Annotated in this window: 18 protein-coding genes; 9 read left to right on the plus strand and 9 right to left on the minus strand. The window is 41.0% G+C overall.

The window, feature by feature from the left end; translation table 11 throughout:
• Positions 1 to 10: 10 nt before the first annotated feature.
• The 3 genes from galE to ACQ96U_RS11385 all read right to left on the minus strand — a co-directional run bounded on the left by galE (position 11) and on the right by ACQ96U_RS11385 (position 2,655).
• Entirely contained in the window at positions 11 to 1,021 is a 1,011-nt protein-coding gene (galE, locus tag ACQ96U_RS11375) for a UDP-glucose 4-epimerase GalE (protein WP_431721367.1), read from the minus strand.
• Positions 1,022 to 1,224: 203 nt separating this feature from the next.
• Complete coding sequence (nadC, locus tag ACQ96U_RS11380) at positions 1,225 to 2,064, minus strand: carboxylating nicotinate-nucleotide diphosphorylase (protein WP_431721463.1); 840 nt, start codon at positions 2,062 to 2,064, stop codon at positions 1,225 to 1,227.
• A gap of 72 nt (positions 2,065 to 2,136) precedes the next feature.
• Positions 2,137 to 2,655, minus strand: coding sequence for a retropepsin-like aspartic protease family protein (locus tag ACQ96U_RS11385; protein ID WP_431721368.1), 519 nt, complete (start codon positions 2,653 to 2,655; stop codon positions 2,137 to 2,139).
• A 701-nt stretch (positions 2,656 to 3,356) separates the two neighbouring features.
• Here ACQ96U_RS11385 and ACQ96U_RS11390 point away from each other — a divergent pair.
• From ACQ96U_RS11390 to ACQ96U_RS11400, 3 genes are all read left to right on the plus strand, one after another.
• Positions 3,357 to 5,756, plus strand: coding sequence for a DUF1631 domain-containing protein (locus ACQ96U_RS11390; protein WP_431721369.1), 2,400 nt, complete (start codon positions 3,357 to 3,359; stop codon positions 5,754 to 5,756).
• 122 nt (positions 5,757 to 5,878) lie between these two features.
• Positions 5,879 to 6,436, plus strand: a complete 558-nt coding sequence (gene ampD / locus ACQ96U_RS11395; RefSeq protein WP_431721370.1) for a 1,6-anhydro-N-acetylmuramyl-L-alanine amidase AmpD — start codon at positions 5,879 to 5,881, stop codon at positions 6,434 to 6,436.
• A gap of 19 nt (positions 6,437 to 6,455) precedes the next feature.
• Positions 6,456 to 7,370, plus strand: coding sequence for a hypothetical protein (locus ACQ96U_RS11400; protein WP_431721371.1), 915 nt, complete (start codon positions 6,456 to 6,458; stop codon positions 7,368 to 7,370).
• A 30-nt stretch (positions 7,371 to 7,400) separates the two neighbouring features.
• Here ACQ96U_RS11400 and ACQ96U_RS11405 read toward each other — a convergent pair whose 3' ends face one another.
• The 3 genes from ACQ96U_RS11405 to ACQ96U_RS11415 form a co-directional block, all read right to left on the minus strand.
• The gene (locus ACQ96U_RS11405; RefSeq protein WP_431721372.1) at positions 7,401 to 9,398 is read right to left on the minus strand and encodes an ATP-binding protein; all 1,998 of its coding nucleotides are present in this window, start codon (positions 9,396 to 9,398) and stop codon (positions 7,401 to 7,403) included.
• Positions 9,399 to 9,606: 208 nt separating this feature from the next.
• Positions 9,607 to 10,587: a ketopantoate reductase family protein gene (locus tag ACQ96U_RS11410; RefSeq protein ID WP_431721373.1), complete on the minus strand. Its 981-nt coding sequence runs from the start codon at positions 10,585 to 10,587 to the stop codon at positions 9,607 to 9,609.
• Positions 10,587 to 11,576, minus strand: a complete 990-nt coding sequence (locus ACQ96U_RS11415; protein ID WP_431721374.1) for a response regulator — start codon at positions 11,574 to 11,576, stop codon at positions 10,587 to 10,589. Before ACQ96U_RS11415 ends, ACQ96U_RS11410 begins: the two co-directional genes overlap by 1 nt.
• Positions 11,577 to 12,014: 438 nt before the next feature.
• Here ACQ96U_RS11415 and ACQ96U_RS11420 point away from each other — a divergent pair, with 438 nt between their 5' ends.
• Entirely contained in the window at positions 12,015 to 12,497 is a 483-nt protein-coding gene (locus ACQ96U_RS11420) for a YajQ family cyclic di-GMP-binding protein (RefSeq protein WP_431721375.1), read from the plus strand.
• Between the two features lie 99 nt (positions 12,498 to 12,596).
• Here ACQ96U_RS11420 and ACQ96U_RS11425 read toward each other — a convergent pair whose 3' ends face one another.
• Together ACQ96U_RS11425 and ACQ96U_RS11430 are read right to left on the minus strand one after the other, a co-directional pair.
• Positions 12,597 to 13,910 carry an AmpG family muropeptide MFS transporter gene (locus ACQ96U_RS11425; protein ID WP_431721376.1) on the minus strand — a complete coding sequence of 438 codons (1,314 nt, stop codon included), beginning with the start codon at positions 13,908 to 13,910 and terminating at the stop codon, positions 12,597 to 12,599.
• Positions 13,911 to 14,025: 115 nt separating this feature from the next.
• On the minus strand, positions 14,026 to 14,373 hold the full coding sequence (locus tag ACQ96U_RS11430; RefSeq protein ID WP_431721377.1) for an MGMT family protein: 348 nt from the start codon (positions 14,371 to 14,373) through the stop codon (positions 14,026 to 14,028).
• Between the two features lie 183 nt (positions 14,374 to 14,556).
• Between ACQ96U_RS11430 and ACQ96U_RS11435 the strand changes: the two genes are divergently transcribed.
• Positions 14,557 to 15,516, plus strand: a complete 960-nt coding sequence (locus ACQ96U_RS11435) for a DUF481 domain-containing protein (protein WP_431721378.1) — start codon at positions 14,557 to 14,559, stop codon at positions 15,514 to 15,516.
• 145 nt (positions 15,517 to 15,661) lie between these two features.
• Here ACQ96U_RS11435 and ACQ96U_RS11440 read toward each other — a convergent pair whose 3' ends face one another.
• Complete coding sequence (locus ACQ96U_RS11440; protein ID WP_431721379.1) at positions 15,662 to 16,423, minus strand: SDR family oxidoreductase; 762 nt, start codon at positions 16,421 to 16,423, stop codon at positions 15,662 to 15,664.
• 139 nt (positions 16,424 to 16,562) lie between these two features.
• On the opposite strand from ACQ96U_RS11440, the gene ACQ96U_RS11445 reads away from it, so the two are divergent.
• The 4 genes from ACQ96U_RS11445 (at position 16,563) to groL (ending at position 20,164) form a co-directional block, all read left to right on the plus strand.
• Positions 16,563 to 17,315, plus strand: coding sequence for a HugZ family protein (locus ACQ96U_RS11445; protein ID WP_431721380.1), 753 nt, complete (start codon positions 16,563 to 16,565; stop codon positions 17,313 to 17,315).
• A gap of 124 nt (positions 17,316 to 17,439) precedes the next feature.
• A complete protein-coding gene (locus ACQ96U_RS11450) occupies positions 17,440 to 17,916 on the plus strand; it encodes an FxsA family protein (protein ID WP_431721381.1) in 477 nt (158 codons plus the stop codon).
• Between the two features lie 234 nt (positions 17,917 to 18,150).
• The gene (locus ACQ96U_RS11455; protein ID WP_431721382.1) at positions 18,151 to 18,444 is read left to right on the plus strand and encodes a co-chaperone GroES; all 294 of its coding nucleotides are present in this window, start codon (positions 18,151 to 18,153) and stop codon (positions 18,442 to 18,444) included.
• Between the two features lie 82 nt (positions 18,445 to 18,526).
• Complete coding sequence (gene groL / locus ACQ96U_RS11460) at positions 18,527 to 20,164, plus strand: chaperonin GroEL (RefSeq protein WP_431721383.1); 1,638 nt, start codon at positions 18,527 to 18,529, stop codon at positions 20,162 to 20,164.
• Positions 20,165 to 20,167 lie beyond the last annotated feature (3 nt).

A 20,167-nucleotide genomic window follows, 5' to 3' on the forward strand; every position in this document is an offset into this window, starting at 1 on the left:
TTTTATGTTTTTAATAACCTTCTGGATTCCTATCCTGCCAACGCCAAGTGTCTTCTACCATATCTTTCAATTCTAACTCGGCTTTCCAGTTCAATTCTTTGGCTGATAAGTCGGGGTTGGCGTAACAGGCTGCGATGTCTCCAGGTCTTCTTGCAACAATATCGTATGGGACAGGCCTACCGCTGGCTTTTGCAAATGCATTTACCATTTCCAGTACACTATAGCCTGTGCCTACGCCTAAATTATAGGCTTTGCAGCCAGGGTTTTCCTGAATTTTTTCTATTGCCTTAACATGGCCTCTGGCTAAGTCGACCACATGTATATAGTCTCTTACCCCTGTGCCATCTTTAGTGTCATAGTCATTGCCAAAGACATGGAGTTTTTCACGCTTACCAATAGCAACTTGAGAAATAAAAGGCATTAAGTTGTTGGGTATACCTTGTGGATCTTCCCCTATGAGCCCTGACTTATGTGCACCCACTGGGTTAAAGTAGCGTAGTATTATTAAATTCCAATGACGCTCTGCTTGATAAAGATCTCTTAGAATTTCTTCAATCATGAGTTTTGAGCGACCATAGGGATTTGTCGCTGAAAGGGGGAAGTTTTCAGTAATGGGAAGGCTTGCAGGATCACCGTAAACTGTTGCAGATGAACTGAAAACAAAGTTATGAACTTTATGTTTTTGCATCACCTGGATAAGATTCAGCGTACCAGTGATGTTGTTTTCATAGTAGGTCAGTGGTATTTGAGTTGATTCACCTACCGCTTTTAAGCCAGCGAAATGTATCACTGCATAGAAAGAGTGTTCTTTAAAGATTCTTTCCATACTTTCTTTATCACGAATATCTGCTTTGATAAAAGTGAGTTCTTTATTACAAATTTTTTGAACACGATTAAGTGCTTCACTGCTACTGTTGCATAAATTATCGACAACGACAACATCATAGTCTGCATTGAGTAGCTCTACACAAGTGTGGCTGCCTATATATCCTGCGCCACCAGTAACAAGAATTTTTTTCATAAGAAACGTTTTATATTTAAACCAATAGTGAGTGATACCAACATTATCTTTACAAATGATTAAAAGGTTTTAGAAAGAGTATAGAGTAATGAACTTCTCAAGTATTAGTAATAGCGCTAATAATGATGGTATTGAAAATATTCAAATTTGGGATAGTTCATTTGCTAAACCCAACGAGGGTTGGGTTTAGTCGTCTGTGAAGCTCATTGAAAGCGCATAGATAGGTCAACAGCTTGGCAGTTTTTGGTCAGATCGCCGATGGATATATAGTCAACACCTGTTTCTGCAATGCTGACAATGGTTTCTTTGCTGACATTTCCTGAGGCTTCAAGCTTCGCTTGCTTTTGATTGATTGATACGGCTTGTTTCAGGTCATCAATTGAAAAGTTATCCAGCATGATGATATCTGCTTGAGCAGCTAACGCTTCATGTAACTCATCCAGGTTTTCCACTTCAATTTCAATGTTTTTACCTAAGTTTAGAGTGCGTGCATTATTGATTGCTGCAGTAATGCTGCCGCAGGCTGCAATGTGGTTTTCTTTTATAAGAAATGCATCGTACAAACCTATGCGGTGGTTAAAGCAACCACCTTGGGTTACGGCATATTTTTGTGCCAGTCGTAAGCCAGGAAGCGTCTTTCGAGTATCAAGTAGTTTCACCTCAGTGTGAGCTACCAGTTTTGCATAGTGGTTGCAGCGTGTTGATGTCCCAGAGAGTGTTTGTAAAAAATTGAGCGCTGTACGTTCTGCGGTAAGTAAGCTGCGTGCGGGACCCGTTATAGTAAGCAGTTGCTGATTAGGCGTAACATGGTCACCCTCACACACTTGCCAATGGATGTTAATGGCCGAGTCAACTTTTTGAAATGTAGCATCAACCCATGGACGTCCACAAATGACAGCATTTTCACGTGAAATGATAGAGGCTGTGGCATGTTCATCGGCAGGAATGAGACTAGCGGTAATATCGCCATTGCCTATATCTTCAGCAAGGGCAAGTGTGGTGATTTGGTCAATACTGTCTTGCAATTGTTGGTTGGAGTACATAGCCAATTGAGGGTATTTAGTTAAGGGTAGAAAGTATGGGCAAAAGTATAACGAGCTAAAAACATGATGTCTTTATGAAGACGTTTTTAGTATTAAGGTGTTGCCTTGTTGAGTAAATTCTACGTGTTTAAGAGCACTCATGCCCAGTAGAACTTCTTCATCATCCATATGCGGGTTGATATTGGCAGGAACATCATAAAGCTCAATATCGCCAATAGTGAGTTGTTGAATGGTTGAGTAGTAAACTTTTGCCCTTCCATTTGCGGTATGAACATAGCCTTGGCCTTGTTTGATCATGCCAAGTTGATCTGCTATCGCTTCAGGGACTGATACGTTCGTGGCTCCAGTGTCAACCAAAAAAGTGACATCTTTTTGATTTATCTTGCCAGACAACACGTAGTGACCATATCGATTTCGTTTTAAGAAAACTTGTATTTCACCACTTGGGGCGTGAGTGACTTCAAGTTGTTGGTTTGGGTTGTTTTGTGACGACTCAAACCTGGCAAAGATAGATGTCAATACCAGTAAAGCGATTGTCCAGCCCGCAATCATCATGCCTTTGCCTAGCTTGCTATGGGGATTGGTTTGCATCAAAAAGCTCTCGTGTCACCTCAAAAACGAACTCTATAGTATTACAAAAGAAGGTAAGTATGAAATGCGCTGGTCAGAGGCTCGGAAGTTACAGTTGAAGTGTCATCTTTGGCTGGTGAGATCAGTAGAAAAAAGGGATTATGGCTGGTTAGGTGAGGTGAGTAATAAGGGAAGGCAAGTAACGCAGTATATAAAGTTGAAATATAATTTAATCTATTTATAGCTTATTGCATTAAAAATGTGTGGTAATGAATGAGTCATATTGTTGAGTGGGCGAATCTGTGTGTTTTCTTTTTTGAGTCATCTATAGGCTAAATGAGCTCTTATCTGTTCCATTCAGCCTTTCATCAAACAATGTTATAGCAAATCAAAATAAACGTTTTATTTTGATGATTTATAAGAAATAAGTAAAGACATAAAAATGACACTAAACCTATTAAAGTGTGACTGATTCACCAATATTTTCTTTTTGTGATCTTTTTGCGACAATATTAACGCTATAATTGACTAGGCAGTTTACTTTTTTCTCCTAATTAGTCCGGGAAATGAATCTATCGGGAGGGTATGAGCCTGCTTTGTTGGGAATGGGATACTTCAAGGAATGTGGCGCTAATAACGTATACTTGCTTATGTAGTGAAACAAATCTGTAAGCAACGCATCATTTCAAAGTAGTGCTTGGTTTAGTACGGAGATGCAGAATATGAACCATGAGTCTAAAGTTGTACCGATAAGTAAGATTTCTAATCAGGGTGGTTCAACTGCATTGAATGCAAGACTTTCACCGCTTCTCAATCAGCTTGCTGAAAGCTTTAATAATCATCTTCGTGGCGCATTAGGCAACTTATTTGAAAATGTTGATGATGTGTTATTTGAGCGTGCTGACCGAGCAGAGAGCAATGCAGAGCAAAACGCATTTTTCGAAGCTATGCGTGAAATACGTTTAAAGCGTACCTCTATCATTTCAACATTTCACGATGAGTATAAACGTAACTTCTCGCAACTTGCCAAAACAAAAGATCAGTCTGCCACTCTGGCTTATGATAGCTTTAGTGCTGATGCACTTTCCTTAGTACAAAATGATGATTTAGAAGAAGCTGTTGCGGTTGAAACAATGGTTTCTAAGGTGCTCAATCATGATGTCAGCATGAACTTGATGCACTTAACACTCCGTCTTGACAGTTTAGTCCCCCAACAAACTATAAATGATAAGAGTAATCCGTTAGGACCTCACAGCCTTTGCACAGCTTTTGTTCATGCGTGTAAATCGGTTGATGCTGAAATTAAAATTAAGCTCGTCATATTTAAGCTTTTTGAAAAGTATGTGCTTGGTGAGCTAGACAAGTATTACAGTGATGCGAATAATTTATTGAAAACCTCTGGGGTCATGCCTCACCTGACTGCAGCAAATGCAGTTCGTCGACCTACTGGTCAACGGCCATCATTATCATCTTCTAGAAGGACACAGCCCCAAGGGAGTGAAACGACAGGTGGGGCAGGTTCAGATTTTGCTGCCTCAGAGGTGGATGGAGGAACAGAGTACCAGCTTGCTCAGGAGTTCTTCAGTGAGTTACGTGGATTATTAGGCCACTATCATCCTCAGCCAGCGGCTTCATCTGATCAGCCTGTAATCGACCATGCGCAACTTATGTCTGCACTTTCACAGCTGCAACATCAACCTATTTTTCAGGTTGGTCGCTTGGATGACATGCAGAATACAGATCTTGCTGTTCAGGTGAGAGGGCTTGTTCAGCAGCAAGCTCATAAGTCACTTGGCGAAGTTAATGAGGATGTGATTAACCTGGTATCTTTGGTATTTGAGTACATCCTTGATGACCGGAATTTACCTGAGAAATTTAAGGCACTCATTGGACGCTTACAAATTCCTATTCTGAAAGTAGCAATCATTGATAAGGCCGTATTTTGTAAAGGGGCTCATCCGGCTAGAAAATTACTGAATGAAATGGCTGCAGCCGCGTTAGGGTGCGATGAACGTGATGATCAGGCCCAGCAGGCACTTTATAATAAAACAGACGAAATTGTTCAGCGGGTACTTAACGACTTCACTGATAATGTGGATCTTTTTCAAGAACTGCTTGATGACTTTAATCTTTTTCTTGAAAAAGAGCGTCATCGTGCAGGCATTCTTGAGCAGCGTACAAAAGATGCTGAAGAAGGTAAGGCAAGATCTGAAGTTGCTAGAGATACTGTTGATAAGACAATACAAGCTCGATTGATTAAAGAAAATGTTCCAGAGGTTGTGGCAAGCTTACTGAATGATGCTTGGAGCAAGGTTATGTTTCTGGCTTACCTTAAAGAAGGTGAAAAGTCAGAGACTTGGCAGGATGCAATCAAGACCATGGATCAATTGTTATGGAGTATTACGCCACATCAGCGTGTAGAAGAGCGTAAAGAATTATTGAGACTTGTCCCTCCTTTAATGAAAAAGATCAAGGAAGGTTTGACCAGTATTGCGTATGATCCTTTCAACATGAAAGAGCTTTTTGTGCAGATTAGAAATTTGCAAATTAAAAGCCTGAGGACTCCTCGACCAACGCAAGAAACTGAAGTAAGTCCGGTAACCTCTGACCCGTCTCAGCCTAAACAACCTACAGTTTCAGAGGCTCCCAAACAGTTACCCACTGCGCCTGAGTCCCCAAGGCAAGAAGCTGAAAAAGCTCAAGATAATAATGAAAAGGGGCAAGCAATGACGTCAGTAGAAAGTGGGCAGTCACTTGAGCAAGTGCAAACAGCCAATATGACGGCCATGGAAATCAAGGAGGAAGACAATAAACTACAGGATAAACAAAAACCTTTGGTCAGTGATGCAAGCTTAGCTAAACTCGAAAGATTGAAAGTGGGTAGTTGGGTCGAGTTTGGTCAATCAACCGAGAACCGGTATCGTGCTAAGTTAGCCGCTTATATCAAGCCTAATGGTAAGTATATTTTTGTTAACCGTACGGGAGTCAAAGTGGCTGAAAAGACTCACTTGGATTTGGCTTTAGATATTGAAAACGGCAATATTACCTTGCTAGATGATGATCTGTTATTTGATCGCGCGCTTCAGTCAGTTATTGGTAACCTACGTAAAATGAAAGCGTAACAACGTGTTACGGTGCTAGAAGTAAACACGTTGTGTATATTTTTCGGTTTTATTTGAGAGAATCTTCGTTTCGCTTATGATAGCCTAACACATGATGTCTAATCATGTGTGGTGGCTTTGTTGTGTTTGAAACAATTGAAAGTGGGTTAATTGACGGCGCAACGTTTTGTCCTAGCCCAAACTATAACAACCGTCCTGCCTCAGTCATTATTGACTTACTTGTTATTCATAATATTTCATTACCGCCAGGTCAGTATAATAATGGCTATATCCACCAATTCTTTACTAATCAGCTTGATCCTAATGATCACCCTTATTTTGCTCAAATCGCCGGTTTAAAAGTATCCGCTCATCTGTTGATTAGTCGACAAGGTGAAGTACTTCAATTTGTTAGTTTTAATAAAAGAGCATGGCATGCAGGTGAGTCTGCATTTTTGGGACAACAAAACTGTAATGATTTTTCGATAGGTATTGAACTAGAGGGTACAGATCATCAACCTTATGAGATTATTCAGTATCAGCAGTTAGCTAAAATAACACAGGTATTAATGAATTATTATCCTGCGATTTCTCTGGATAGAATAGTTGGGCATAGTGACATTGCTCCAGCACGGAAAACGGACCCTGGACCTGCGTTTGACTGGAAGTTTTATAAACACTTGCTGAAAAAAAACGAATGATAAAACTGGCGAGGCGACGATGCTTTTCTTGGAAATATTTATTGCCTTTGGGTGTTGTCAATTAAAACGATGGCGTGAGTCTATCCATCATGACCATTGGTATTTTCTCTGGTTAAGCTTTTTGACGCGATGGCTTAAGGTAAAGCTGGTGCCTGATGTTCGCATTTGGTGTCTTGCCTGGAGTATTCCATTACTCCTATTAGCGGCTTTAACGTGGCTGCTTGAAGATATTTTATGGAATGGCCCTTTAGTTTTATTAAATGTTCTGATTTTACTTTATAGTTTTGGTCGGCAAGGATTTGTTAAGCGGCTTGATCGCGTGTTAGCCATTATGCGTACGGTTAACCCTGAGACACTTTTTATTCGGACCGAACAAATTTTTCCAGAGTTTGCGCAACAAAAAATTACTGGGCTAGAAAATCAATACATCTTATTAAGGCGTCAACTGTTTTATGATGCGCTTCAGCAGTTAATAACCGTTGTCTTTTGGTTTGTATTACTTGGCCCTTGGGCTGCATTATTATATAGACTTAATGCACTGTATATCGACTACATGGAAAAGCATAATCCTGCCTTGGCGCGAGCTTCAATTGCTTGGGACTGTCTTTATCTATTGGAGTGGTTACCCGCCAGGCTGCTAGCAGCCTCATTTACGCTTTCAGGAAATTTCGCAGGTGCATACCATGAGTTAAGACATATTTGGACACATTGGACTGAAAAGCCAGGAGAATTTGTAGCCCGATGTGGACTCCAAGCATTGTCTTTACCGCTGAATCTGGAGGAGTTTTTAGAGTTGAATGAGTGGCAGGAACAGCAACAACTTGCTGTAGAAGAGCTTATGGCTATTCGGGAGCTTTTGATGAGGACGCTGGTGGTGTGGGGGACTGGGTTGGCGATTATTGTCATAGGCTGGCACTTTAGCTTATCAACATGACTATCAAAATAATGAAGGTTCTAAATTAATTTATGCTGCAATTGATGTTGCCAAAGGCAAGCTAATGGTAAACCGTGTGCCTTCAGTGGGGGTAGATCTAACTTGCATTTTGCCTTTGTGATTATTCGTGATAATAAAATAGGAAACTGATAATCCTAAACCTGTTCCTGAACCCACTTCTTTTGTAGTGAAAAAAGGTTCAAAAATGCGGGTTCTCACATCGGCGGTCATCCCCACACCGTTATCTTCTACGATAATGAGTGCTTGCTGGTCTTTTCGTTCTGTTTTTATGTTTATCAATCCATCTGTGAGCGGATGAGAGCGCTGGTGTATAGCATAGGCAGCATTTTTAATTAAGTTTAATAAAACTTGCTCAATTTCATTGCTAATACAAGGTATCTTATCCAACTGTGGGTCAAAGTAAGTTCTGATTTTTATAGTGTTGAGCTCAATACTTTGTTTAATTGCCAAGTCACTATGAGCAATTTCAAGGGTCCGTGTAATGAGTGCGTGTAATTGAGTAGGTTGCAGCTCACGGTTACTTCTTCGACTGAACTGTAACATATTATTGACTATTTTTGATGCGCGTTGTCCGGCATCTTGTATATTACTCAAAAAGCGAGATATGCCTCTTTCTTCCAGATACTGGTTTAACGACTGTATATCAATGTGTAACTTTTCAGCTAGCGCTTGGTTTTTTATTAAATTAGGGGAGAGGCGTCGTTGAATATTCTGCGCACTGTGCACTATGCCACCCAGAGGATTATTGATTTCATGAGCCATCCCTGCGGCGAGTCCCCCAACAGATATCATTTTTTCATTTTGTACTATGGCTTCTTCAATAAACAGTCGTTGAGTAATGTCATCCAACCGAATAACAGCCCCTTTTTTCGAAGAGGCATTGATCTCTGGTGAACTGGTAAGAGGGTAAACAACAATATCGAAATAATGAATTTCCTGGCTGGGTTGTGTTATAGCGACTTTTTCAATAGTTTGTGTTTGATTAACAGCTAGAGCCTTGTTAATCGTATCCTGATACTTTTCTAAAAAGGTAATGACCTGGTAAACCGACTTACCATAGGCATCATTTGCACTAATACCAAAGAGCAAACAGGCTTGTTTGTTCCATTGTTGAATATGTTGGGATTGTTCAATAGCGATCAGTGCTGAAGGCATTGAGTCGATAATATCACTTAAATATTTTCTTAAGTCTGTCAGTTTTTGCTCAATATGTGTGCGTACTTGTACTTCTAGTGCCAGTTTTTTATTTGTGCGCTGGGTTTCCAGGGCAAGGGTCTGTGCTTGCTGACGGGCTTTTTCTGCTTGATCTCGGGCATTGATCAATTGTTGATCTCGGGCTTGAATTTTGTTGAGCATTTTATTGAATGCCGTAGCTAAGATACCAAGTTCGTCATTATTAAACTTAGTTGCTCGTACATTGTAGTTTTCAAAGTCTGAGATAGTATGGGCTTGCTCAATTAAATGGAGGATTGGGTGAATAATTATATGCTTCACTCGACGTATTGCTAAAATACAAACCAGTCCGGCAGTGGCTATTATCGCTAGAATGGCAATATGAATTGCAAGTACTAATACATTGGATAGTGAAGGCTTGGCGGTAAGTATCAGGGTAACTGTTTGTTGTTTTTGAGGAAGATGAACCATAAACTGACTTTTTTCGGTACTGAGTTCTGGCTGGCTCTCCGTATTTTGAAACGAAAGTAATAACTGTTTATTTGAGTCAAGTATATTGATTGATTGTAACGAAGTGAGAGAGCTGAGATTGGCAAGAAAGCTTTGACTTGTCTGAGGAGAGTCTAAGAGGTATGCAACTAAAACAGGATTACCAAATAATGCTTCAATTTGGTGTAACGGTTGGGTGATGTTGTATTCTCGTGAAATCAAATAGGTGGTGATGGTCAGTGCGCCACAGGCAATAAGCACTAACGAGGTCGTTACAGAAATCAGCAGCATGAGCAACTTGCCGCTGATTGAGTCATTTGCTAAGTATCGGCGAAAACTAGCCATAAATGAAAAATACCTAGAAAAATAGACCATTATTGCCATATAAAGGCGCTGTTTACTATTAATGTATTTACGATGAACAGCTTTTGTATACTGTGATATTTTACAACATAAAACGCATAAGATGCTTTTCAAGGTAGGATAGTTGCTCAAATATGCAATGCCTTTTGCTATGGATAATTTTTTTGTCCCTATTAGCTGAATTCACGTCTTAAAAGATGCCTTTTTGTGCCAGCTGCACCATTAATGCTGTATGTGAGGGTAATAATAACCCAAGCTGCTTTGCTTCTGATAGGATAAAACCATTGATATACATCAGTTCTGTTGGACGTTGGTGGGTAGCGTCCATATACGTTGATGAGTAATTTTCAGCAGTTTGTTTTAGTACATGGCAAACATGTTGAAAGAGTGGTGTTGTTAGTGCTATTTGCTTGTTATCTAAAAATTGCTCTGTTTCTTGGCAAAGTTTTTCTACCCATTTTAGTCGATTGGGGCTGGTAAGTAATTCGCCATTTTTACATTCAAATAAAACAGTTAAGCCGTTGATACAAGCATTGATTGCAAGTTTTTGCCATAGAAGAGGCTGAATTTCATTAATAAATGTTACTTGCTGACCATATGTTATTAATTGCTGTTGAAAAATAGCAGAAAAATGCGGGTGAGTATCAGATGAGGTATGCCAGGGACCAATTGTGGTCTGGCCTAACCCTGCATGAACCACATGCAGGAAGTCTGTAGTATAAGCTCCTTGAGTGGTTGAGCCACACCAGAGTGTATGCATAGGGAACTGCTCTTTTACAGCCTGCTGGCTACCCATGCCATTTTGTAACAGTAATATATGAGCTTGAGGGTGGAGGGTGTGTTGAATAGCTGTTAAGGCGCTTAATGTATCTTGTGCTTTTGTGGTGACGATTAGCTTGAGAATAGGTGATGAGTAACTTCGAATATTCGCGAGTCGACATTCACGAATGCAGGGAATATTCTGGGAGGTTTTTTGATAAGAGAGTTTGGTGGCTGTTAGGGCAGTACTTGGGTCATTTGTATATTGAAGGTAGCGCTCAGGCTTAACCAGAATAATACTGTTTGGTGCAAGGTCATAGGCCCATAAGCACCCCATAGCGCCACCTCCTAATATAAACCAAGGGGCAGTCTGGAAATGCTCAGGGGAGGAGGGGACATTTGTTTTGGTCATTACGTACCAGAGGATTTATTGGCTATTAGCTCTGGTTTCCAATGTGTAACTGTAATCATACCGGTTTCAAATGACTTTGCTAACTGGCTACGTGCAATAACCAGAATTTGTTCATGAGTAGGTAATTTCTGTTTGTTATCGGCTATACAAATACTGATGCCTACTTTGATAGACAAATAGCCGACAGATGTTTTAAATGCTTTCAGGTTTAGTCCCGCATGAAGTCGCCTAAAACCTTTGACATTAAATGCTTCCAGATCATCATGCGTTGTAATGACTGCAAACTGTTCTTCTCCTGTTCGCGATAAAATATCCATTGGACGGATCAGCTGGTGTAATCGGCGTGCCATACCACGGATAATTTCTTGATAAATCGCTAAGCCATATTTTTCTTGAATGTCTTTACCGTTTTGCAGTGCGACTACGAGTAAGCAGCAAGCTGCTTCACGAGACTCCACATGTCGTAGGGCATCACTCAACCGTTGCAGGCAGTAACGCAGATTACCCAGCCCCGTCAGAGGGTCAACCAGATTGCGTTTTTCCAGCACATTCATATTGTCAGTCAGCAGCTTATTTTCTTCTAATAAGCGGTTTTGCATGGAGGAAATGCGGTCAGCTGCGTAAATTCTGGGTAGTAACTGGTCATTCATGACGGACTTATTGATGAAATCATCAACTCCTCGGTCAAATGCTTCTTTTAATGCACTGACACCTTCCTTCGCTGTAAGCAGCATGACATACGTAAAGTGATGTAGATTACTGTCGAGTATGCGCACTTGATCCGTAAGTTCAAGCCCATCCATTTCAGGCATTAGCCAGTCAGCAATCAAAATATTGGCGGCTCGTTTTTCAAGTTGTTTTAAGGCTTCGTTAGCACTGCTGGCAAAACGAATATCTTTGAAACCGGCAGCCGTTAAGGCGCGTCCTATCATAATGCTACTGAACTTTGCATCATCGACCACAAGAATAGGGGTATTCAGATTCGCCATAATATACTTCTTATGTACCGCTTTATTGTTGTTTACTTTAGAAAACGCTTGAGCATTCGTTTTACAATAGCTTAAGAGGCAGCATAAACTGCTGAAATTCGACAGAAAAGCTGATTATTAAGATATAATAACAGGCCGTGATATCTGTCAAATTATTGTATTGGCTCTAAGTTTAGCCAATTTACTGCTAATTGGTGGAGCTATTTTTGCTTTTATTTTGTTCTCGTTGTGTAAAAGCTAGGTTTGTATTATGTGTGCATTATAGGCCAGATAGCACTTTGTAAATGTTGTGCTGTCTGTTGTTTAACGGGTTCCTGTCGTGAATTGTTGAGCAGATTCATAGAATATCTTTGAGCAGTAGTAAAAAATTTTAGAACGACTGTTGGTTTATAAATAGGTGTAGACCTTACTTTTATTTGGTGAATGGAGAAATAGTTAATGCCTTCGTTTGATATTGTATCTGAGGTAGATTTGCATGAACTTAACAATGCAGTAGATCAAGCTAATCGAGAACTGGATAAACGCTATGACTTTAGAGGTGTTGAAGCATCATATAAGTTGCAGGATGAGACAGTATCTCTTACTGCCGATGCCGACTTTCAATTACAGCAAATGATTGACTTACTGCAAACCCGTATGGTTAAGCGTGGTATCGATATCAAGTGTCTTGAAATTAAAGATCACTATGGCTCAGGCAAGCAAGTGAAACAGGATATCACTGTAAAGCAAGGCCTTGATAAAGATACGTGTAAGAAAATTGTTAAGCGGATAAAAGATGCAAAGTTGAAGGTTCAAGCATCAATCCAAGGGGATAAAGTACGAGTGACAGGGAAAAAGCGGGATGATTTGCAAGAGGCTATTGCGCTTTTGAAGGAAGCTGATTTAGATCTGCCGCTTCAATACAATAACTTTAGGGACTAAATAGTTGAGTGATATGTTACCCATAACGAAGGGTAGATAAGGGACACACTGTCGTTGTCCCTTGGTTTGATTAACGGTTGATATCTTGTAGCGCTTAGTTTAGGTCGATTGTGACGCATTGACTGGTTTGGCCGCTAGTGTACTCTCATCATCGGGTTGAGCTGGAGGCTTTGGGGCTGAATGAGTGGCTCCATTCCACGGCGCAATATAAAAGAGGAGTAGCATGCCTGGAATCGCCAATACTGTGCAAAAGATAAAAAAGTGAGTCCAACCTAACCACTCGGCAAAATAACCACTAAAGGTATTCAGTGTTGTACGTGGTAATGCTGCTAAGGCAGTAAATAAGGCAAACTGAGTGGCTGCATGCGCCTTGCTGGTTGTTTTTGCAATAAAGGCAACAGATGCTGCAGTGCCAAGACCAACACCTAAATACTCAAAACTGATTATGAGCGCAAGCAGCCATAAGTTTTTTTCAGCCTCTGCTAACCATGCAAAACCAAGAATAGAGATTATCTGCACAAATCCGAAAAGCCAAAGTGATCGGTTGATACCAATGCGGATCATAATTAATCCACCCAGTAATCCTCCAAAAATCATTGGCCAAAGACCTGCATGTTTTGCAATCAATCCAATTTCCGTAAGACTGTAGCCTTTGTCTAAGTAAAAAGCCGTTGATAGTGCTGTTGCTAAATTATCACCCAGTTTATAGAGCACCATAAAACTTAAAACAGCTAAAGCATAACGAAGTCCGTGACGAGTAAAAAACTCATGAAATGGTTCAATGACGGCTGAGTGAAATGTTGGGCGAGGAGGAAGCTGATGCTTGGGTTCAGCAATACTCAACGTAAGACCAATACCTATCAGGAGAAATAAGGCAATAATTAAAAATACTGTTGACCAGGGGAGTGTATCTGCAAGAATCAGTGCTAAAGACCCAGGAATCAAACCAGAGAGGCGGTAGGTATTAATATGTAATGAGTTACCTAGGCCAAGCTCCTCATCAGGTAATATTTCCCGTCTATAAGCATCAATCACAATATCCTGGCTGGCACTAAAGAAGGCAATAGCCGTTGAAATTATAGCTACCCATATTAGGTCTGTTGGATCAACTAATGCGTAGCCGCAAACACATATCAATAAGGCTATTTGAGAAATTAACATCCAACCGCGACGTAAACCCAGCCATGGCAATTTGACTGAGTCCATGATTGGCGACCAGATAAACTTCCAGGCATAAGGGATTTGTACAAGCGTTAATAAGCCAATTTCTTTGAGGCCTATACCCTCCGTACGAAGCCATGCCGGTAGCATGGAAATTAAAATATATAAGGGTAAACCCGACACTAAACCTGTAAAGAGACAGATTAACATTCGGCGATTAAGAATCGATTGAAAAAAGGGCGTCATTTTCATTTATTAACCAAAACAACTTATGCATTGTGTTAATAATAATTTTAATACTGTTAATGGCCTTTAAAATTGTTATTAACACGATATTTAAAAAATATACAGCAATTGCCAAGCTGATTTAAGCGGACTCCTCAGCGTGCCATTGATAGCTGGACAATGGAACTTTATCTGCAATAAACTTAATCCCTTCCGCTAATAATAATTGTTTCTGTTTGTTATATTGTGGACTACTTTGGGGAAATGAAATTCTCCCTTTGCTATTAATAACCCGGTGCCAAGGTAACCCGGAATGTGGGGGCAGTTGACTGAGTACACTACCCACCATACGGGAATGATTTTTTAGCCCTGCCATTCGGGCGACTTGGCCATAGGTAGCCACTTTGCCCGTAGGAATCATACTGACCACTTGCCATATGCGCGCGTGTTTAGATACTTCCATACGTTGCTCTAATCGACATTTATTCACATTCACCTTGAACATCATAGATGATTCTTTACTCAGACTCTATGACAGACAAGGCTGGCACTAAAAAGTGTCACAGTAGTAATCAGTTGTAATCCTTAACATAAGTGTAATAGTGTTAGTAAACGAATGCATTTCTTAATTAAAAGCACTCTGGTGTCGTGTTTACTGGGAATGTCTTGCTTTGTGTTTGCAGACCGTCTTGAACTCAGTAATGGCGACCAAATTTCCGGAACAATAAAGTACCTTGATCAAGAAGTATTGGTGATTAAAACCTCTTATGCGACTATTCAGCTTAACTGGTCAAAAGTAAAAAAAATTGAAACTAAAAAGCCTGTCACGATTCTTACGCAAAGTGGTGAAACCATTCACGGAAAGTTGCTTGCAGATGGAAAAAATCACAAAGTACAGCAAGAAAATGGGCAGGTTATAGAGTTTGCTGAGCTGCAGGGTATTGATCAAATGTACCCGCAAGAGAAAAACTCCAAACCACTGAAATTTTCTGGTAAAGCGCGAGCATTTGCAGAACTTAAGGATGGGAACACTGAGTCAAAAGAGCTGAAGCTTGATCTTGATATGAACCTGGTTCACGGTATGAATCGGCATCGTTTTGAGTTTGAGTCTGAGCGTGCAGAAAAAAATGAGCGGCTAACAGAAGACAAGTTAGAGGCTAACTACAATTACGACCGCTTTTTAGATGAGCACTGGTTCGCTAATACCTACGTGTCTTATGAAGAAGATGGTTTGAAAAACCTTAATGAGCGCACAACACTGGGGTTTGGTTTAGGTTACCAGTTTTTCAATACACCCTTACACCGTTTTTCTGTTGAGGGAGGTTTGGCTCGGGTCTGGTCTCGTTACCGTGATTCTGGTGATAGTCATGTGGATGTATTTCGTTGGGCAACTGATTATGAGAAAGCAACTGTATTTCTTGATAAGTTATCCTTTTTCCACAAGCATGAGCTACTTATTCCCCGCACAGAAGGTAATAAGTTACTGTTTGAGAGTGAAACAGGTTTAGAGTACAAGTTACCTTACAATATATCTGCTGTTCTTCAGTATGAATTAGACTACGATAATGAGCCTGATGACGGAAAAGAAAAGCGAGATTCTGCTGTTTCTGTGGGTCTAGGTTATTCGTGGTAATACTGATTGCCGACACTTGATTTCTGTTGTGGGGTTTATGCTTAATAAGCCTCATGTACAAAAGAAGGTGTGTCGGCAAAAGCCTGTTTACTTCCCAATTGTCTTATAACAGCAAACACTTAATATCTAATCACCATCATGAGGGTCATAGTCGCATGGCCCCATCGACTTCAAGAACACGTCCTGAGAAGTATTCATTTGTGAAAATAAACTCGGCTGCTTGAGCAATATCCTGAGGACTACCCATACGCTGAAGTGGTATTGCCGCGGTCATGCGCTCCAAAGCCTCAGGCTTCATACTTGCCGTCATATCCGTGGCAATAAAGCCAGGTGCTATGGCTCCACAGCGAATGTTATAACGAGCAAGCTCTTTGGCCCAGGTGGTTGTCAGTGCAATGACCCCTGCTTTTGCTGCAGCATAATTAGTTTGACCAATGTTACCAGAGCGGGCAATACTGGAAATATTGATGATGACACCTGATGTTTGATGCTCAATCATATGGGCTGCGACTTCTCTGCCACATAAAAATACACCCGTTAAGTTGACATCAATAACGGACTGCCACTGCTCCAGGCTGAATTTTTTGACAATTTCTCCGTTTTTGACCTTGACCAACATTCCATCCCGAAGAATACCCGCATTATTGATAAGGCCATCAATAGTGCCATGTTGATGTACAATGCTTTTAACCGCCTCTACAACATCTGTTTCTTTGGAGACATTAGCAATATGCGTTGTCACCTTAATGCCTTTCTCTTCACACTCGTTGGCTGTTTGTGTTAACAGGTCAGCATTTAAATCAACTAAGGCTATGTTAGCGCCCTGATTGGCTAAATGTAGTGCCATGGTTTTTCCCAAACCTTGGGCGCTACCCGTGATCATAATGGTGCGATTTTTAAGTTCCATGGTATTACTCCCTTATTTGATTGTTTTTATGGGGGTTTCCTTCGTTTTCGATAAATGAATTTCGTAAACAAGTTGTCATACTACGCAGGTTTTATGATGCCATCTACCTTTGTGGATAAGTGAAGGGGAGAAGAGCAAAGTGACATCGAGTAAAAAAGTGACACCCAGTCAATTAGAGCCGCTCAAAAAAGTAGAAGATGCAGCTTGCCATATGCTGTTAGGCTTCTATCAAGGTGTATTATCAACACAGTTAGCATCAGGCTATCCTTTAGGGTCAGTTGTCCCCTATTGCCTTGATGAACAAGGTAGCCCGCTATTTTTACTCAGTGATCTTGCCCAGCATACTAAGAATATCAAGGCTAATCCAAAGGTTTCATTAACCCTTTATCATCAAGGTGGTGGAGATATACAGCAACAGCCGCGCTTATGTGTTTATGGACAAGTAAAACGTAGCACCTTGGCTGATAATCATGTAGGGCGCTATTATCGACATTTCCCAAACGCTCACTACTATTGCAATGAGTTGGACTTTAATTTTTATCAGTTAGAAGTAGTTAAAGGATATTATGTGGGAGGATTTGGCAAGGTTTGCTGGTTAGATGCTGAGGTGTTTCAAAGCCCATCGAAACTTTTTTCAGAACCTGAAGAGTTTGCCTTATTGATAAAAATGAATGAATCCTATCGCCATTTAATCACTAAATTACTTATATCTAAATTAATCATCACAATGCCGGAAATGGAACATATGCATGTGATGCTAGCAGGTATTGATAGCTTAGGGTTTACAGTCCGAAGGTTAGATGAGCTGTATCGTATTAACTTTCCAACGTCTGCTAGCGTGCCTGGGGATGCCCAGCAGTTATTCACAACAATGATTAGCCAATATTGCTAGATTTTAAGCTTTACCCCTTGAATTTGGGCAAAGCGTCGTCATTTAACAAAACAGCACCCTATGCATTATGCCAATGCCATGGTTAATTGCTGTACACGTTAACAGTTAGTAAATGAGAGGGGTCATGCGCATTTTATTGCTTTTATTCATTGTGGTGCCAGTTGTTGAAATGCTGGTGCTAATTAAAGTCGGTTCCTGGATAGGCGCATTGCCAACAGTAGGACTCGTGCTGTTAACTGCGGTTATTGGCCTGAATCTCTTACGTCAGCAAGGCTTTAGCACACTAATGCGGGCTCGCTCAAAACTGCAGACGGGCACGTTACCTGCTCAAGAGATGCTTGAGGGCATTGTGCTTGCAGTAGGAGGAGCCTTGTTATTAACACCTGGTTTTGTAACTGATGCATTTGGTTTTTGCTGTCTGCTTCCAATGACTCGGCGTGCGATGATTGCTGCACTCCTCAGATCAGGTAAGTTTATGGCATATACATCAACTTCACATACCTCGCAGAGCTATTATCAGCAATCCGCTGACCGTCCTCTGAATGGGGATGTGATTGATGGTGAGTTTCGTCGAGAAGATTCTAGTGAAGAAAAAAAATAAATTTTTTGGTGGGAACCATTGAAATTATTTTTTGTGATCCCCATTAATGGACACACGAATTTTAGAACTCAAGCAACGCTTACGAATTAAGCATTAAAAGGCTTTAAGCTTGTTTTGAGTGAGTAACAGGCGCCCTGACAGAGGGATGGTGAATGGCTACTTCAATAGCTGTTCACGCTTGGATAACCTTGTTGAGCGTAACTCAGCGAATAGGTAAAAACTGGAGAGATATTGATGAAAATCCGTCCGTTACACGAAAGAGTTGTTGTTCGTCGCCAAGAAGAAGAAAAGACAACTGCTGGCGGTATCGTGCTGCCTGGTAGTGCAGCAGAAAAGCCAAACCAAGGTGAGATCGTTGCTGTTGGTTCTGGTCGGATATTGGATAACGGCGAAGTACGTCCTTTGAGCGTAAAAGTAGGCGATAAAGTAGTTTTTGGAAAATACGCTGATAGTAACACCATTAAAATTGATGGCGAAGATCTCATCATCATGAGTGAAAACGACATCTATGGTGTATTGGAAGGCTAAGTATAGTACTACACCATTCGCAGTTTTATTAAACGCTTATATTAATGGTTAATCCCATTTAACGTTCTAAGGAATTCTAGATATGGCAAAAGAAGTTTTGTTTAGCGATAGCGCCCGTTCACGTATGATCAAGGGTGTAAACGTTTTGGCTGATGCGGTTAAAGCTACGTTGGGTCCAAAAGGTCGTAACGTTGTATTGGAAAAATCTTTTGGCGCGCCAACTATCACTAAAGATGGTGTTTCTGTAGCAAAAGAAATCGAACTAAAAGATAAGTTCGAAAACATGGGCGCACAAATGGTTAAAGAAGTTGCGTCTCAAGCAAATGACAAAGCAGGTGACGGTACGACTACTGCAACTGTATTGGCTCAGTCAATTGTTATCGAAGGTTTGAAGTCTGTTGCTGCTGGCATGAATCCAATGGATCTGAAGCGCGGCATTGACAAAGCAGTACTTGAAGTTGTTGATCATCTGCAAGACATGGCTATTCCTTGTGAAGATTCCAAGTCTATTGCTCAAGTAGGTACTATTTCTGCCAATGCTGATGCTCACGTTGGTGAAATCATTGCTAAAGCGATGGAAAAAGTAGGTAAAGAAGGCGTTATCACTGTAGAAGAAGGTAGCGGCTTTGAGAATGAGCTTGAAGTAGTTGAAGGTATGCAGTTTGATCGTGGCTACTTGTCACCATACTTCATCAACAACCAAGAAAATATGAGCGCTGAGCTTGAAAACCCATACATCCTATTGGTTGACAAGAAAATCGCTAACATTCGCGAATTGTTGCCCGTATTGGAAGCTGTTGCAAAATCAAGCAAGCCTCTGTTAATCATCGCTGAAGATGTTGAAGGCGAAGCATTAGCTACTTTGGTTGTTAACAACATGCGCGGTATTGTTAAAGTCTGTGCGGTTAAAGCACCTGGCTTTGGTGATCGTCGTAAAGCTATGTTGCAAGACATCGCTATTCTGACTGGCGGTACTGTTATTTCTGAAGAAGTTGGTCTTTCTTTGGAAAAAGCAACATTGGACGAGTTGGGCCAAGCTAAGCGCATCCAAATCACTAAAGAAGACACTACTGTTGTAGACGGTGCTGGTTCTGCTGCAGATATCAAAGCACGTGTAGAGCAAATCCGTGCAGAAATCGAGCAATCTACTTCTGACTATGACAAAGAAAAACTTCAAGAGCGTGTTGCTAAACTGGCTGGCGGTGTTGCTGTCATTAAAGTGGGTGCTGGCTCTGAAGTAGAAATGAAAGAGAAAAAAGCACGTGTAGAAGACGCATTGCATGCGACTCGTGCTGCAGTAGAAGAAGGTGTTGTACCTGGTGGTGGTGTTGCTCTTATTCGTGCACTGCAAAAAGTGACTGTTCAAGGTGATAACGAAGACCAAAATGCAGGTATTCATTTAGCTCTGCGTGCACTTGAAGCACCTCTGCGTCAAATCGCTGCTAACGCAGGTGATGAAGCGTCTGTTGTGGTTGAAAACATCAAGAAAGGTGACGGTAACTACGGTTACAATGCGGCAACTGGCGAATACGGCGACATGATCGAGCTGGGTATCCTGGATCCTGCTAAGGTAACTCGTTCTGCGCTGCAAGCGGCTGCATCTGTTGCTGGTCTGATGATCACTACAGAAGCTATGATTGCTGAAATCCCTGAAGATAAGCCAGCTGCTCCAGATATGGGCGGTATGGGCGGAATGGGTGGTATGGGCGGCATGATGTAATTG

The sequence above is a fragment of the Zooshikella sp. RANM57 genome, assembly GCF_050749885.1.
Lineage (GTDB): Bacteria > Pseudomonadota > Gammaproteobacteria > Pseudomonadales > Zooshikellaceae > Zooshikella.